16 protein-coding genes are annotated in these 16,060 nt (G+C 33.3%); 11 read left to right on the top strand and 5 right to left on the bottom strand.

Annotation, left to right across the window (positions count from 1 at the left end; all coding sequences use genetic code 11):
- Positions 1-2 precede the first annotated feature (2 nt).
- The 10 genes from pstA to ACT3CE_RS09415 all read left to right on the top strand — a co-directional run bounded on the left by pstA (position 3) and on the right by ACT3CE_RS09415 (position 12,148).
- On the top strand, positions 3-896 hold the full coding sequence (pstA, locus tag ACT3CE_RS09460) for a phosphate ABC transporter permease PstA (RefSeq protein WP_444709523.1): 894 nt from the start codon (positions 3-5) through the stop codon (positions 894-896).
- Complete coding sequence (gene pstB / locus ACT3CE_RS09455; protein WP_444709522.1) at positions 878-1,726, top strand: phosphate ABC transporter ATP-binding protein PstB; 849 nt, start codon at positions 878-880, stop codon at positions 1,724-1,726. The genes pstA and pstB overlap by 19 nt, the downstream gene beginning before the upstream one ends.
- 56 nt (positions 1,727-1,782) lie before the next feature.
- Positions 1,783-2,475: a phosphate signaling complex PhoU family protein gene (locus tag ACT3CE_RS09450; protein ID WP_444709521.1), complete on the top strand. Its 693-nt coding sequence runs from the start codon at positions 1,783-1,785 to the stop codon at positions 2,473-2,475.
- Positions 2,476-2,578: 103 nt separating this feature from the next.
- Positions 2,579-3,265: a response regulator transcription factor gene (locus ACT3CE_RS09445; RefSeq protein ID WP_444709520.1), complete on the top strand. Its 687-nt coding sequence runs from the start codon at positions 2,579-2,581 to the stop codon at positions 3,263-3,265.
- Positions 3,266-3,361: 96 nt separating this feature from the next.
- Positions 3,362-5,158, top strand: a complete 1,797-nt coding sequence (locus ACT3CE_RS09440) for an ATP-binding protein (RefSeq protein WP_444709519.1) — start codon at positions 3,362-3,364, stop codon at positions 5,156-5,158.
- Positions 5,159-5,275: 117 nt separating this feature from the next.
- A complete protein-coding gene (gene mgrA / locus ACT3CE_RS09435) occupies positions 5,276-6,265 on the top strand; it encodes an L-glyceraldehyde 3-phosphate reductase (RefSeq protein WP_444709518.1) in 990 nt (329 codons plus the stop codon).
- Positions 6,266-6,498: 233 nt separating this feature from the next.
- Positions 6,499-6,852, top strand: a complete 354-nt coding sequence (locus ACT3CE_RS09430; protein WP_444709517.1) for a hypothetical protein — start codon at positions 6,499-6,501, stop codon at positions 6,850-6,852.
- Between the two features lie 88 nt (positions 6,853-6,940).
- Entirely contained in the window at positions 6,941-9,025 is a 2,085-nt protein-coding gene (locus tag ACT3CE_RS09425) for a tetratricopeptide repeat-containing sensor histidine kinase (RefSeq protein ID WP_444709516.1), read from the top strand.
- Positions 9,026-9,160: 135 nt separating this feature from the next.
- Positions 9,161-10,777, top strand: coding sequence for an ABC-F family ATP-binding cassette domain-containing protein (locus ACT3CE_RS09420; protein WP_444709515.1), 1,617 nt, complete (start codon positions 9,161-9,163; stop codon positions 10,775-10,777).
- A gap of 189 nt (positions 10,778-10,966) precedes the next feature.
- Positions 10,967-12,148, top strand: coding sequence for a phosphopentomutase (locus ACT3CE_RS09415; RefSeq protein ID WP_444709514.1), 1,182 nt, complete (start codon positions 10,967-10,969; stop codon positions 12,146-12,148).
- 67 nt (positions 12,149-12,215) lie between these two features.
- On the opposite strand, the gene ACT3CE_RS09410 is transcribed toward ACT3CE_RS09415, so the two are convergent.
- The 4 genes from ACT3CE_RS09410 to ACT3CE_RS09395 form a co-directional block, all read right to left on the bottom strand.
- The gene (locus ACT3CE_RS09410; protein WP_444709513.1) at positions 12,216-12,560 is read right to left on the bottom strand and encodes a hypothetical protein; all 345 of its coding nucleotides are present in this window, start codon (positions 12,558-12,560) and stop codon (positions 12,216-12,218) included.
- A 735-nt stretch (positions 12,561-13,295) separates the two neighbouring features.
- Entirely contained in the window at positions 13,296-13,634 is a 339-nt protein-coding gene (locus ACT3CE_RS09405; RefSeq protein WP_444709685.1) for a copper homeostasis protein CutC, read from the bottom strand.
- Positions 13,635-13,663: 29 nt separating this feature from the next.
- Entirely contained in the window at positions 13,664-13,891 is a 228-nt protein-coding gene (locus tag ACT3CE_RS09400; RefSeq protein ID WP_444709684.1) for a copper homeostasis protein CutC, read from the bottom strand.
- A 20-nt stretch (positions 13,892-13,911) separates the two neighbouring features.
- Complete coding sequence (locus ACT3CE_RS09395; RefSeq protein WP_444709512.1) at positions 13,912-14,073, bottom strand: copper homeostasis protein CutC; 162 nt, start codon at positions 14,071-14,073, stop codon at positions 13,912-13,914.
- A gap of 162 nt (positions 14,074-14,235) precedes the next feature.
- Between ACT3CE_RS09395 and nadA the strand changes: the two genes are divergently transcribed.
- On the top strand, positions 14,236-15,162 hold the full coding sequence (nadA, locus tag ACT3CE_RS09390) for a quinolinate synthase NadA (protein ID WP_444709511.1): 927 nt from the start codon (positions 14,236-14,238) through the stop codon (positions 15,160-15,162).
- Between the two features lie 12 nt (positions 15,163-15,174).
- On the opposite strand, the gene ACT3CE_RS09385 is transcribed toward nadA, so the two are convergent.
- Positions 15,175-15,873 (bottom strand): hypothetical protein, encoded by a 699-nt coding sequence (locus ACT3CE_RS09385; RefSeq protein WP_444709510.1) that lies wholly within the window; start codon positions 15,871-15,873, stop codon positions 15,175-15,177.
- Between the last annotated feature and the right edge of the window lie 187 nt (positions 15,874-16,060).

Genomic DNA, 16,060 nt, shown 5'->3' with positions numbered 1-16,060 from the left:
AAATGAATATCTCTACAGAAATATCAAACAGAAAAATGAAGCAACGCTTGCTAAAAGACAAAATCTTCACCTATATGATGATTGGTCTTGCTTTTCTATCAAGTGTACCTTTGTTTTTAATTCTATATCAGTTGGCAGTAAAAGGGTATCGCCAATTAAATATTAGCTTTTTCTTCGAGGAAGCACCAGATACCATGGAAGCAATGCTTGCCGTTGCAAACAACGAAATTATTCCAGGTGGTATTGCCAATGGAATTGTTGGTACACTAATTATTGTGGGAATGGCTTCTATTATTGCTATTCCACTTGGAATTATCTGTGGAATTTATTTGGCAGAAAACTCGAAAGGAAAATTCCCGGGTATTGTCAGATTTATTGTTGACATGCTGCAGGGCGTTCCGTCTATCGTGTTAGGAGTTATCGGCTACATTTGGATTGTAAAGCCTATTACTGGCGGTTTTTCTGCTCTTGCAGGTAGCGTAGCATTATCAATCATGATGTTGCCTTCTATCGTGCGTTCAACCGAAGAAACCTTAAAAATGATACCGGGAACACTAAAAGAGGCAGCTCTTTCCTTAGGTGTTCCTTATCACAAAACCATTCTGAAAGTGATTTTACCTACCGGAATTTCTGGAATATTAACAGGAATTATTTTAGGAATTTCGAGAATAGCTGGAGAAACAGCTCCATTAATGCTAACTGCTTTGGGTAGTACAGTTATTAATACAGATATAACAGGACCATCGAGTGCAGTTCCTCTTTTGGTATGGGAATTTTATAACGACCCCAACCTTGTTAACATGATATGGAGTGCCTCCTTATTTCTACTTCTTTTAATCTTATGCCTGAATTTATCGGCTAAAGCAATTGCAAAAAAATGGAAAGTACAGTACTAATGAAAGAGAAAGAGCTTACACAGCAATCATATAAAGCAAAAAACGTGATACAGAATCCAATTGAAAATATCGAATCTCCTGTGCTTAAAATTGATGATTTATCAGTTTCGTATGGTGGCGACAAATTCTCCATCCGAAATGTATCGGCTGGCATTGCCAAAAATAAAATAACTGCAATTATGGGTCCTTCAGGATGCGGTAAAAGTACATTGCTAAGAGCCATTAACCGCATGCACGAATTGTATCCAAACACGCATAACAAGGGTGCTGTATATTTAGGCAAGGAAAATATTTACAAGTTGAATCCTATTCAGTTAAGAAGAAAAATTGGTATGGTTTTTCAACGTCCTAACCCATTTCCAACCATGAGTATTTACGACAATGTAATTGCAGGATTTAATTTAAATGGAATAAGGCTAAAGCGATCTGAAAAAAATGAAATTGTAGAAAAATCGCTTCGTGAAGTTGGACTTTGGGAAGAGGTAAAAGACTCTTTGCACAATAAAGGAACATTTTTATCGGGAGGACAACAACAACGTTTATGTATTGCCCGAGCTTTGGCTTACACGCCAGATATTATTCTTTTAGATGAACCAACTTCTGCTCTCGATCCAATTGCAACAGCTAAAATTGAAGACCTCTTGGTAAAATTAAAAAAGGATTTTACAATTGTTTTGGTTACTCATAATATGTCGCAAGCTGCTCGAATTTCTGATTATTCGATGTTTATGTATTTGGGTGAACTTGTAGAATACGGTAAAACCAAACAGATGTTTACCACCCCAAAAGACAAACGCACAGAAGAATATCTAACCGGTAAATTTGGTTGACTAAAAATACAATTAGTTGTTGATTCATATTTATTAATCTTTTATAGAATTACTCAATGTCAATAAAAAAAGATAAAAAATTCGATAAAATACATTCAGATTTCGGTAAAATGAAACTGATACTTCAGGAACAATTCGAAATATTAGAAAATGTTGTTTTGTTGGGACTAGACATTATAGATGTTAAAGAAGTTGAAAAATTTAAAATCAACGAAACCATACTAGACAAATTTGAACTAAAATTAAGCGATAACATTATTCAAACCATTGGCCTGCAACACCCAATGGCTAGTGATTTACGTCTTCTTATCTCCTACTTCAGAATGATTGGTCATATCGAAAGAATTGGAGATCAGTTAAACAATATATTGCGATTTATAAATAAAATGGAACCTCCTTTTATTCCAGAAACCCATAGAGAATCCCTATTAGATATGTTGTCGATAAGTGAGAAAATGGTTAGAAAAGCATTAATATCATTCGAGGATCTCGATCATGAATATGCCATTTGGACAATAAAAAATGATGAGTTAGTTGACGAAATGCAATACAACTTACTAAAAAGAATGGTGAAAAAGCACACTCCAAAAGATATTGATAAAACTGGAATTTACAACTTAATAAATTTTGCAAGCATATTAAGTAATATTGAGAGAATTGCTGATAATGCCACTAATATTGCCGAAGCATCAATTTATTTCCAGCAAGGAATCGATTTGCGTCATCAGGACTTACCCGATAAAGAGTAATACCTCAATAAAAATGCTATCAACTTCCTGTTATCACTGAATTTAACTAAATCCAAAAATTAAATTTTAAAATCTTAACACAACCAGTTTAGAATGCCTCAAAATGAAAGATTTAAAAATATTAGTAGTAGATGATGAAGAAGATTTGTGTGAAATCTTACAGTTCAATCTTGAGCAAGAAGGATTTGAAGTAGACACCGCCCACTCGTCGGAACAGGCATTAAAATTAGAACTTAACAAATACGATTTCTTTCTTCTCGATATTATGATGGGAGAAATATCAGGTTTGGAACTGGCGAAAATTATCCGTCGAAATCCCGATCTGGAAGAAAAACCAATTCTTTTTATTACTGCCAAAGGAAGGGAAATAGATAAATTAAAAGGCTTTACAGCCGGAGCCGACGATTATGTAGCAAAACCATTCTCTGTTAAAGAGCTAATTGCAAGAATTCATGTTATCTGTAAACGAGTATATTCGAAATCGAAACACGAAGTTTCTTTTGAGTATGAAAACTTAAAATTAATCCCTGAATCGAAAAAAGTGAGTATCAACGGAATTGATGCAGGCTTAACCAAAACAGAATTCGAAATACTACAACTACTTTTAAGCAATAAAGGTAGAATATACTCTCGCGACGAAATTATGCATAAAGTTTGGGCTGGCGACACCTATGTTGGCAATAGAACTGTTGATGTTAACGTAAGACGAATTAGAAAAAAAATCGGTGAATATCATAATTTGATTAAAACAAAATCGGGTTACGGATACTATTTTGAATCCTTAAAATAATGTACCACACCATTTGTTATATCTATATCAATTATTGATATTTGTTACACAATCAATAAGTACAAGCCCAGAAACCTATCTAATCCAAACGAATAAATGCAAGCAAATATTCATAATTCAGGATCGAAATACAAAAAAAAATTATTCTTTTTCTTTTTTCTTATTGTTCTGATTTTCTCTCTTTTAATTGGAGGATTTCAGTATCATCAGGAAAAAGCTTATCGCCGTGAGAAACTGGAATATGCTCTTAATATTTACACCGAGCAGGTTCAGAAACTAATTAACAAAAAAGGCTTATTGAAAAAAAATAGTTTTTCCGAAATAGATTCCTTAAGATTATTAATACCCGATCGTAATATCCGTATCACGGTACTTACTGTTAAGGGAGATGTTATTTACGATTCGTATGTTGAAAAACTTAGCGAATTGGATAATCACCTACAACGCCCCGAAGTGCAAAAATCGCTACACACAACGAAAGGAAGTAATATTCGCTTGTCGGGCTCAACCGGACAAACCTATTATTACTATTCTAAATACTATTACTCACATTTTGTTAGAACGGCCTTACCTTTCAACGATAGTGTGATGATGTTTTTAAAGGCAAATAATATTTTTCTTTATTTTCTAATCGGATTATTTGGAGTTACCGTAATTTTCCTGATTTATGCAACCGAACATTTCGGAAATTCGATTTCGAAACTTAGAAAATTTGCGATTAATGTAGCCAAAAATCGCCCGATTGATCCCAATGAAGATTTTGGAAAAACAGAATTAGGAGAAATCAGTCATCAGATTGTGAAAATTTACCGTAAACTAAGCCAAACAAAAGAAGCTTTGGTTCGAGAAAAAGAGAAACTAATTATGCATCTTCAGATTGCACAGGAAGGTGTTGCTGTTTTCGATAAAGATAGAAACCTGATACTTTGGAACAGTCATTTTATTGATTACATAAATTACCTCGGAAATATTTCTACTCACAACTATCAAGAGATTTTTGAACTTCCTGAACTGAAAGAGATCAACAAATTTATAAATGCCAACATTAAAAAACTAAAATCGAATTACATTCCCAATGTAGATATTATCAGCGATAAAAAAACAGTAATTATTGGACATAAATTATTTCTGTATCAGGTTGTAGTATTCCAGGATTGTAATTTCGAAATCTCTATTAACGACATTACCAAATCGGAAAACGAGAAAATCATAAAACAGGAAATGACTCTGAATATTGCTCACGAATTAAAAACACCGGTTACCGCTGTCTCGGGATTTTTAGAAACCATTAAAGATAATCCTACAATGCCCGAGGATAAAAAGATTCAATTTATTGAGCGATCGTGCCTGCAAATTAATCGATTATCGAATTTAATTAAGGATATCTCTGTTTTAACCAAAATGGAAGAAGCTCAACAATTGTTCTCGGTTGAGAACATCAACATCAGGAAAATACTTGATGAAATGATAGAAGATTTTGAGCTAAAATTAGAACTATCGAAAATGAAAATCGATTTGCAAATACCCAGAAATTTAAACATCACAGGCAATAGCGAACTTATCGATTCTGTATTTCGAAATTTAATCGATAACTCGATAAAATATGCCGGCAAAGAAGTAAAAGTTGAAATCAAAAATTACTTCGAAGATAGTAACTACCATTATTTTTCTTATTCGGATAATGGAATAGGTATTTCAGAAAAACACCTGCCACGAATATTCGAGCGTTTTTACAGAGCCGATAACGGAAGATCAAGAAAAATGGGTGGTACCGGACTAGGACTATCCATTGTTAAAAATGCAGTAAGTTTCCACAATGGCAGAATATTCGTAAAGCCAGGAAAAGAAAAGGGAGTTGAATTTTTCTTCTCCTTAAAAAAACAACTTTCCTAAAAAAGAAAAAATCATTGAAATCAATATCTCAGAATCATAATTTGACATTTTTTGAACTTTTATGCATTTCTACTTTTCAACTTTTATTATCTTCACACTACATTAAACTTTAATAATATGTATATCGCATCAAAAGATAGATACAATGAAATGCCCTACCGACGATGTGGACGTAGTGGACTGCTTTTACCGGCAGTATCCTTAGGCTTGTGGCATAATTTCGGACATGTAGATTTATTTTATGAATTCAAACAAATTATTTGTCATGCATTCGATCGAGGTGTTACTCATTTCGATCTGGCTAATAATTATGGTCCGCCTCCTGGATCGGCAGAAGAAAATTTTGGTAAAATTTTAAAGGAAAACTTAAAGCAATATCGCGACGAAATAGTAATTTCGACTAAAGCTGGATACACAATGTGGCCCGGACCATACGGTGATTGGGGCTCAAAAAAATATCTAATTGCCAGTCTTGATCAAAGTTTAAAAAGAATGGGAATAGATTATGTCGACATTTTCTACTCCCACCGTCCCGATCCCAATACTCCAATTGAAGAAACCATGTCGGCTCTAGATCAAATCGTACGACAGGGAAAAGCTTTGTATGTTGGAATTTCAAGTTATAGTGCCGAACAAACTCATGAAGCCGTCAAAATATTAGATGACTTGGGAACTCCTTGTCTTATCCATCAGCCACGGTATTCGATGTTCGATCGTTGGGTCGAAAATGGATTACTAGATACAATCGAAAAAGAAGGTATTGGTTCTATAGCTTTCTCCCCTTTAGCTCAAGGAATGCTTACCAATAAATATCTGAAAGGAATTCCTGAAGGCTCGAGAGCAGCCAAATCACACGGATTTTTACAAAAGGAGCAACTCACCGATAAAATTATTGAAAAAGTAAAAGTATTAAATACTATTGCCGAAAAACGCGGACAAAGTCTAGCACAAATGGCCATTGCCTGGTTGTTAAAAGATGACCGGGTAACTTCAGTTTTAGTAGGTGCTAGTTCGGTTCAACAATTAGATCAAAATATAGATAGTATTAACAACTTACATTTTGAAATAAACGAACTGAAAGAAATTGAAGAAGTATTAAAATCATAAAAACATCCTATTTGCATAACTAGGAATACAATTATTGTATTTCTAGAAATGCAACACATTTTCAAATAAACCCTCCTATAGTCGCAAGAATTTACACATTACAACCCACTCATTATCTTGCACAAATAAAAATACGGTAGACTTTATTTTTATCAAATATATTAAACATATATTTGCAACATAAATCTATTTTAGTAAATTCACTACGAATTACAATATTATAAATTAGAATTATGAAACTATTTAAACCCTTTATTAATCTTACCCAATCAGAATCTACCGGAATTTACACATTAAATGCTGTGGTTTCCTTACCAAAAGATTATGCATTAAACTCTATAGAACAAGGACTGAGTATAAAACACAAAAAAAAATCGTGGGTAGTTACTGCATGTGTAACAACGAATGGCTCTCTGGAGACGGATATTGTGGAATTTTCGGTTCCTTTAAAACAAAAGCCAACAAAAGAAATCAGAACTGTTTCTATGAATATTATCGAATCATCAATGAGTAATACGGTTAAAGATCCGACAGAAAATAGTGCTACTGACATAAATTATGATGATGCTGAAAATACACAGCCCTAAAAACCCATTTACTTAGAATATTAAAAACACCCTCTGTACTCCTTATTTCCATTCTTTCTACTTTGCAGACTATTTATATTAACACCCTATGCGTTTAACTACTCTTTTACTACTCCTATTTTCTTATGGTATTTCTGCACAAAGTATTAAAAAAATCGAATACTCATTAGACACAATTTCTAATGTAAACGATAAAATTACCTTCCTAAACAATTGGACAGGGAAAAATTACAGAACTAAGCCAACTGAAGCTGAATACTATGCCAATAAAACAATTGATCTTGCCCTAAAATCAGAAAATTTTTCTGGTATTGGTAATGCACATATTCGCATAGGATCAATTTATAGAAGAAAAGCTAAATATGATACTGCAATAATAATATACAATCGTGCAATAGAAAATTTTAAAACAGCATCCGATTCGGCTGGAATTAATCTCACCTATCTTAATCGTGGCTTGGTGCTGCGGAAAGTATCCAAATACGATTTAGCTTTAAAAGACTTTTATTCAGTTCTTAATTATTATGATAGAAATTACAATGCCTCTATAAAAGGCGATGCAAACAATAGCATTGGACTTGTATATAAAGAATTGAAAAACTACAACAAAGCTTTAAGCTACTATAAAAAAGCTGCTGAATTATATTTAGAATCAGATCATATTTCCAGTTTATATGCCGTTAACAATAACATTGCCGTTATTCTCTCTTTACAAGAAAACTTTAAGGAAGCGCTAAATTACTATAATGACAACCTTAATATCTTAACAAAAAAACCAAACAATTATAAATTTGCCCAAACCTATCATAATATTGGAAATTGTTTTCTTGTATTAAAACAATATACTCTTGCTCTTGAGTACTTCCAAAAAAGTCTTGATTTAAAAAAATTAATTGGCAATAAAGATTTAATTACAACAAGTTTAAATAGTCTGGCAAATACTTATATAAGATTACATAATTATAAAGCAGCTCTTGCCTACAGCAAAAATGCCTATCAACATACTTTTGAAACTAATAATATTTATTACAGAAAAACCAGTAGTAAAGATCTCTTCAAAATTTACTCCCATTTGCAAGACCCCGATAGCGCAATGCACTATTTTACGATTTATGAGCAATTAAAAGATAGTCTTCTTAATCTAGAAAGCTTAAGCAGAATTTCGATGATTCAAACAAAATACGAAACAGATAAAAAAGAATCTCAAATTGCCATATTACAAAATGAGAATGAAAATAAAGCAATGCAACGCAATGGGTTGATAATAATTTTAATTCTAATTATCGCTTATGTTGGTTTTATCGTCAAATCATATTACCGCAATAAAAATCTCACTCGCATACTAAGTTTACAAAAATCACGAATTGAATGGTCGGCAAAAATTCTCAATCAAAAAAACATAGATTTGCAAACATCCAACCAAACTAAAAATAAATTATTTCAGATTATTTCTCATGATTTACGATCTCCATTAGCAACAGTCTCCGGAATATCAAAACTTATTACAATTTATTTAAAACAAGGAAGATACGACAAGCTAAATAGCACTAGCAAAGATTTAGGAGAAAGTGTTACCCGGGTTTTAAACCTAACCGATAACCTATTATCGTGGTCTTTAAACCAATCTGGCCGTCTTCCCTATAATCCTGTTACTCTTTCAGCAAACAAACTAATTTCGGGAATTTCTGAGACTTACCAATCGGTTGCTCAGCATAAAAATATATACTTGGAAATATCAGCTAATGATAATCTTTTTATATATGGCGACAGATCGATGCTGGAAACTGTAATTCGTAACTTAATAAATAATGCCATAAAATATACACCCGAAGGCGGAGTCATACTAATAGGAGCACTAGCTGGGAAAAATAAAACAGAAGTTTACGTTAGAGATAGTGGCAGAGGAATTCCTGAAAACCAAATCCCTAAACTCTTTAAATTAAATAATGGCAAATCTACACCTGGAACAAAAGGAGAAAATGGCAATGGTCTAGGTTTAATTTTATGTAAAGACTTTATTGAACGTCATAATGGAGAAATTTGGGTGGAAAGCGAAGAAAATATAGGTTCAACTTTTAGCTTTTCTATTCCTTGTAAAGAAGATTCAAAAAGCCTTAAAATGGTAGATTCTAAGGAAATCACAAACGATAAATTAAAGACCATGGCAAACTAATATTCCTTTTTATTAGGAAGTATCCTTTTACCATAAGTTTAAAGCTTTTTTTAAACTTAGCAATTAATCTGTTATTTTTTAGATAATAATTACTATTTTTGCGCCCTGAAAAATAGCAAATAAAGGATAACTTATATGATATCGGTTTCAAACTTATCAATTCAATTCGGAAAAAAACCTCTTTTCCAGGATGTAAATATTAAATTCACCCCAGGTAACTGTTATGGTGTTATTGGTGCTAATGGTGCTGGTAAATCAACATTCCTAAAAATTTTATCAGGAGATCTTGATTCAACAACTGGTAAAGTTATGATGGAACCAGGTGAGCGTATGGCTGTTTTAAAACAGGATCACTTCGAGTTTGATGAGCATACTGTTTTAGATACCGTAATAATGGGTCACGCAGAATTGTGGGCAATTATGCAGGAAAAAAATGAAATCTATGCAAAGCCAGATTTTTCAGAAGCTGATGGTATTAAAGCATCAGAATTGGAAGAGAAATTTGCCGAAATGGATGGTTGGAATGCCGAAAGTGATGCCGCCGAATTATTAAGTGGTTTAGGCATTAAAGAAGCAATTCACTTTAAATCAATGAAAGATTTAAGTGGTAAGGAAAAAGTACGTGTCTTACTTGCTCAGGCATTGTTTGGTAATCCAGACAACCTACTTCTGGATGAACCTACCAATGATCTTGACCTTGAAACTGTAATGTGGTTGGAAAATTATTTATCCAACTTTAACAATACTGTAATTGTTGTTTCTCACGACCGTCACTTCCTCGATTCTGTTTGTACTGATATTGTTGATATCGACTTTGGAAAAATTAAAATGTTCTCAGGTAACTATACTTTCTGGTACGAATCAAGTCAGTTAGCTGCTCGTCAACAAGCTCAACAAAACAAAAAAGCCGAAGAAAAGAAAAAAGAACTTCAGGAATTTATTGCTCGATTTAGTGCCAATGTTGCTAAATCTAAGCAAACCACATCCAGAAAAAAAATGATTGATAAGTTGAATATTGAAGATATTCAACCATCAACTCGTCGTTACCCAGGCATTATATTCCAACAGGAACGTGAAGCTGGCGATAAGATTTTCTCTTGCATGGACTTAAGTAAAAGCGCCGATGGAGATCTTCTTTTTAAAGACGTAGAATTTACCATCGAAAAAGGAGAAAAAGTAATATTCCTTTCGAAAGATCCTCGAGCAATGACTTCATTATTCGACATTATTTATGGCGAAGATAAAGCAGACAGTGGATCTTATGAATGGGGAGTTACCATTACACCTGCATATTTACCTCTTGATAACAGCAGTTTCTTTCAAGAACCAATTACTCTTATCGATTGGTTAGCACAATATTCCAGCGATACCAGTGAAGTTTATCTTCGTGGATATTTAGGTAAAATGCTTTTCTCTGGTGAGGATATATACAAAAAAGCTAACGTATTATCCGGAGGCGAAAAAGTTCGTTGTATGGTATCACGAATGATGTTGAAAGATGCAAATCTTTTGATTTTAGACACTCCTACCAACCACTTGGACCTGGAATCTATTCAATCGTTCAACAACTCACTAATAAACTTTGGTGGTACTGTATTAATGTCGTCTCATGACCACGAGTTCATTCAAACTGTAAGTACTCGAATTATCGAATTGACTCCAAACGGTATTATCGATAAATTAATGGCTTACGACGAATACATTCACAGCGAAAAAATTAAAGAACAACGCGAAAAAATGTATAAACTTTAGTCTATATAAACCTTCAATATCTTCTCCCCCTTGCGTTCGCGCCTGGGGGATTATTTTTAGACTTAAAAAAGCAATAACAATACAATTAATATTTTTAATTGATAATTATTAATTGATTACTATCTTTGTGCTACTACCTAGACAACCCATCATCTGTATTTTTCAAAATACATTAAAAAACACAACTTTATGATTCCAAAAATTAAACGTGCTACAATTGTAGTATTAGATAGCGCAGGTGTTGGTTATTTACCTGATGCTGAAGAATTTGGTGATGTAGGCTCAAATACCTTCGGAAATATCGCAAAACATTGCGGGGGTATGAATTTACCAAACATGCAAAAACTAGGATTAGGTAATATTACCGAAATAGAAGGTGTTGCACCTATTACAAATGCCAATGGCGCTTACGGTAAAGCTGCCGAAGCATCAAAAGGTAAAGATACAACTACTGGTCATTGGGAAATTGCTGGGGTAAAACTAGAAAAAGCATTTCCTACCTATACACATGGTTTCTCAGACGAAACTATTCGTTTGTTCGAAGAAAGAACAGGCAGAAAAGTAATGGCTAACAAACCAGCTTCGGGAACTGCTATTCTTGATGAATATGGCGAAGAACAAATGAAAACAGGCAATTGGATTGTATACACATCAGCCGATCCTGTGTTTCAAATTGCTGCTCACGAAGAAATAATTCCATTAGAAGAACTATACAAAGCATGTGAAATTGCTTTAGAAATTTGCTCACAACACGAACCTGTAGCACGTGTAATTGCTCGCCCTTATTTAGGAAGCGGCGAAGGAAATTTTGCACGTACTGCCAACCGTCACGATTATTCTGTTACACCACCTGCTCCTACTGTTTTAGATCGATTATCTAAAAATGGTTTAGATGTTATTGGTGTTGGCAAAACTAAGGATATTTTTGCCGGTCAAGGAATTACCGACTCTAGAGGTACTAACAAAGATAATGTTGACGGAATTAAAAAAACACTTGCAGCCTTAAAAGAAGACTCAAAAGGTTTAATTTTTACCAATTTGGTCGATTTTGATATGGTTTACGGCCATCGCAGAAATCCAGAAGGATACAAAGCTGCTTTGGAAGAGTTTGATCAATATCTTCCTCAAATTCAGGAAAATTTAAATGATGATGAGATCTTAATCCTTACTGCCGATCATGGTTGCGATCCAACATATAAAGGAACCGATCATACTCGCGAATATATACCAATAATGGTTTATGGCAAAAATATTAAACAAAATGTAAATATAGGAACAAGAACCTCTTTTACCGATATTGCAGCTACAGTAGAAGAGTTATTATTAGGAAATAAGAAAGAAGGTAGTTTTGCCAAAGAATTATACAATTAAAATTTTACTCAATTCATCAAATATAAAACGTGCCGCTTCAATTCAGAAGTGGCACGTTTTTTTTTACTTAATCTTTTATTTGCTTAATAATTTTAACAAATGCCCATATCAATAATTGACCTAAACCTGTTGTAAGAAAAGCCAATCCTTTCTCATCCGTTTTTTTACTTGCAATTGGATAAAATTCTGCATAATTGTACAAACCAAAATCAATACTTGCATTTTCAACTGCTTGTCCATTTTCATCAAGCGTTTTTACAACTATTTTTTTAACATCGGCATAATTTTCAACCACATTAATTTCTGCAAAATTCTCCGACCGTTTCACAACTTCATTATTCCCCCGATAATCTCCAAATACTTTGGTATGTACTAACATTGCACGTCGGGTAGGTTCAGTAAACCAACCCATATTTAAATCTGGTTCAGGTTCGCAAGCTCCCAGATATAACCATTTTCCATCGATCCAAACCTCAACCCAGACATGCTTATCATCATTATGAGCCCAACTTAGCGTATATACTTGTCAGGCCGGGATTCCAACAGCACGCAGAACCGTAACTGTAAATGTAGATACCTCTCCACATCGTCTCCACGATGTTCGTACTAAGCTTAGTGGTCCACTAGTTCAAATATCGGTAGGTATATAATTCACCTTTTCATGACACCAATGATTAACCTCTAAAGCTGCCTGTTTCATTGTCATTCCCTACAAACGAGGTTTCAATTCTTTTAGAAAAACAATTCTTGCCGAATCTAAATTTTCGTTGTTTACACGATAAGGCAACACAAAATGGCGAAACAATTCATCTGGCACTTTTTCACCCCACGCAAAAGTCTATCGCGCTGCAAACGAAGCTCTCACCTGCTTAAAAAAAACTCACCATCGTAATCAGCTAAATCACACAGTGGCATGTAAGCACACAAAAATTGCATAGCCTCTTTTCTTTAAGACCCAAATCCTACTTGAATACGTCAAATAACTAATGAGATCTGTTTTTTTTGCAAATTCCGTTCTATACTCGAAACGTTTTGAAACTTTAAACCGATAATTCGCGTCCTGAATAAAATGCGCATCTTTACAGCCAAAGAGAATACTAAGGCTAAAGAGAAGAAAAAGTAACTTCTTTATAGGTATATTTGTTAGTTAATGGTCCTCGGCTTTTAGGATAGATACAATCTTACGAATTTTTTGTGAATCGGCCTCGTAATATTCAAATTCTGGAATACTTTCCTCTCCTCCCATATTAATATTAGGATTGTGATATGACATTTTTCTATTCACTAAACTTTTTGCAGAACAGTGAAACTCTTTTGCTTTCATTATATCTAATAAAGACTGAATATTAGAATGATTTACTCCGCTACCAGGCATGATAATAATTCTATCTTTTGCTATTTCTACCAAGTCCTTCAATAAATTAGCGCCTTCATTGGCAGTTTGCATTCCTCCAGATGTAAGAATGCGATCGGCTCCAAGTTCTATTAATTATTCTAAAGCAAGAATATGATTTTCTACCATCCCAATGCCCTGTGAAAAGTAAAACTCAATGGCTTTGCAAGCTCAATCAGTTCTTTTGTTCTATCAATATCAATTCTACCATCTAGCAACAATAAGCCAGATACAATTCCATCAACACCAATACTCTTACAAATTTCAATATCCCGTTTCATACATTCAAACTCAATATTGGAATAGTAAAAATCAGAACCTCTGGGCCTGGTTATAACATTTAATGGAATTTTTAGTACCTTTTGGCAAATTATATTGCAACATACGAAGGAGTAATTCCTCCCTCATAAGCAGCTGTGCAGAATTCTATGCGATCGGCTCCCTCCTTTTCTGCTATTATTACCGATTGCACTATATAACAACATATTTCCAACAATACTTTACTCATTCTTTTATTAAATGTTAAATCCATTTTAAAAGTATCTACTTAAATCAGAATTAACAAAAATTTAATAGGAGGAAAAAACCAAGTTCATATTATTCTCTTAAAACCGTTTTGTAAATTTGAATTTCTCGATAATTTAAGGATATTTGCATCTGTATTTATCTAAAATATTTAGCAAAATTCAAATAAATGAAAGATAAAGTTCTTAAACTGGCAAAAGAAAAAAACGCTGTTATATTAGCTCATTATTACCAAACTCCCGACATACAGGAAATAGCAGATTTTAAAGGAGATAGCTTAGCTCTGGCTCAGAAAGCTACTGAAATAGATGCAGATATTATTTTATTTGCGGGAGTTCATTTTATGGCAGAGACTGCAAAAATACTGAATCCAGACACTAAAGTACTTTTGCCTGATTTAGATGCAGGATGTTCTTTGGCAGAATCATGCCTAGCCAGTGATTTTGCAAAATTTAAAGCTAAATATCCCGATCACATGGTGATTTCATATATTAATTGTTCGGCAGAAATTAAAACCCTCTCCGACTTAATATGTACCTCTGGAAATGCAGTACAATTAGTAGAAGCATTACCCAAAGATCAGAAAATTATTTTTGCACCTGATAAAAACCTAGGTCGATATATTAACGAAGTTACGGGTAGAAATATGGTGCTTTGGGATGGTACTTGCGAAGTTCATGATATTCTTTCATCAGAAAAAATCATGAAAATGAAAGTTGAAAACCCAGATGCTATACTAATTGCTCATCCCGAATGTGCTCAACCGGTTTTAATTCTTGCCGATTTTGTAGGTTCTACAACTGCCATGCTTAATTTTACAAAAAATAACGATGCAAAAAAGTTTATTGTAGCTACCGAAACAGGAATACTTCATCAAATGAAAAAAGATTCTCCAGACAAAGAATTTTTAATTGTTCCTGCCGACGAAACCTGCTCTTGTAACGATTGTGCTTACATGAAATTAAACACAATGGAAAAGATATATATGGCTCTTAAAAACGAACAGCCGGAAATTATTCTACCCAATAATATAATGGAAAATGCAAAAGCTCCTATTGTTAGAATGCTCGACATGTCGAAACAATTAAAACTATAGAGATTTTAATATTTATAAGGAAGCCAATTGACACGCATTCTCGAAATGCAACTCTTCCAAAGCTTTGTACAAAACTGCAAATGATGAACTAATCCAAATTATTGAAACAAAAACACCTACAATCATACAAATTAGGCCGAGAATAAAAATTAGAAAAGACAAAATTCCCATTCCAAAAATTGTCCAGAAATAACCTTTACTAAGATAATAACTAAGCTTAATAGCCTGTAAAGGGTCTACATTTTTATCCATAACTAAATAAGGAACAAATATTAATTTACAGGCAAGATAAATACCAGGAATAATAAAAAATAGAAAACCTAAGCCTACAATTCCTATTACTAATAAATGACTTAGAACTACGAGCAAAAATTTTCTGAATCCGAAAAGCAATTCCTCAAACTGTGGCTTATTTCTTCGTGCTGCCTGCAAAAAAGTCCAATCTACACCATAATTTACAGGAGTAACAATAAGCATATAATACGCAAAACCAAATAATCCCAAAAATGTATTCCCAAAAGAAATTGCTCCATCGTTCTGATCGAAAATATGATCATAACCCATTGGAATATCGATTAATGCTGCAAAAAAAACCGCGAGTAATAATAGTGAAAAATTATTTTTTAAGATAAGCCAGCCTTCCTGAAAACAACCTGCAATTGTAGGATAAACTTTAAGCACCATATCTTCTTTAGAGAAATCAACTTTCATACTGCTAATCTTATTTATCGTGTAATAGTAAATCTTATTCGATAAATATAATCCTTTTTATCAACTAGTAAAAATATTCTTACAATACTTAAAGTGCTCATTTTTAATTAGCTTATGCTAAGATTATTATTAATTTTCAAAAAAAAGAAAAAATAGAATAGGGTATTTTCATTTTTAAGCATCTTAT

Origin of the sequence: Marinifilum sp. RC60d5 (assembly GCF_052400665.1) — a bacterium.
GTDB lineage: Bacteria > Bacteroidota > Bacteroidia > Bacteroidales > Marinifilaceae > JBQTGK01.
Note: the sequence above shows the minus strand (reverse complement) of the source record. Positions and strands in the feature narration are given on the sequence as shown.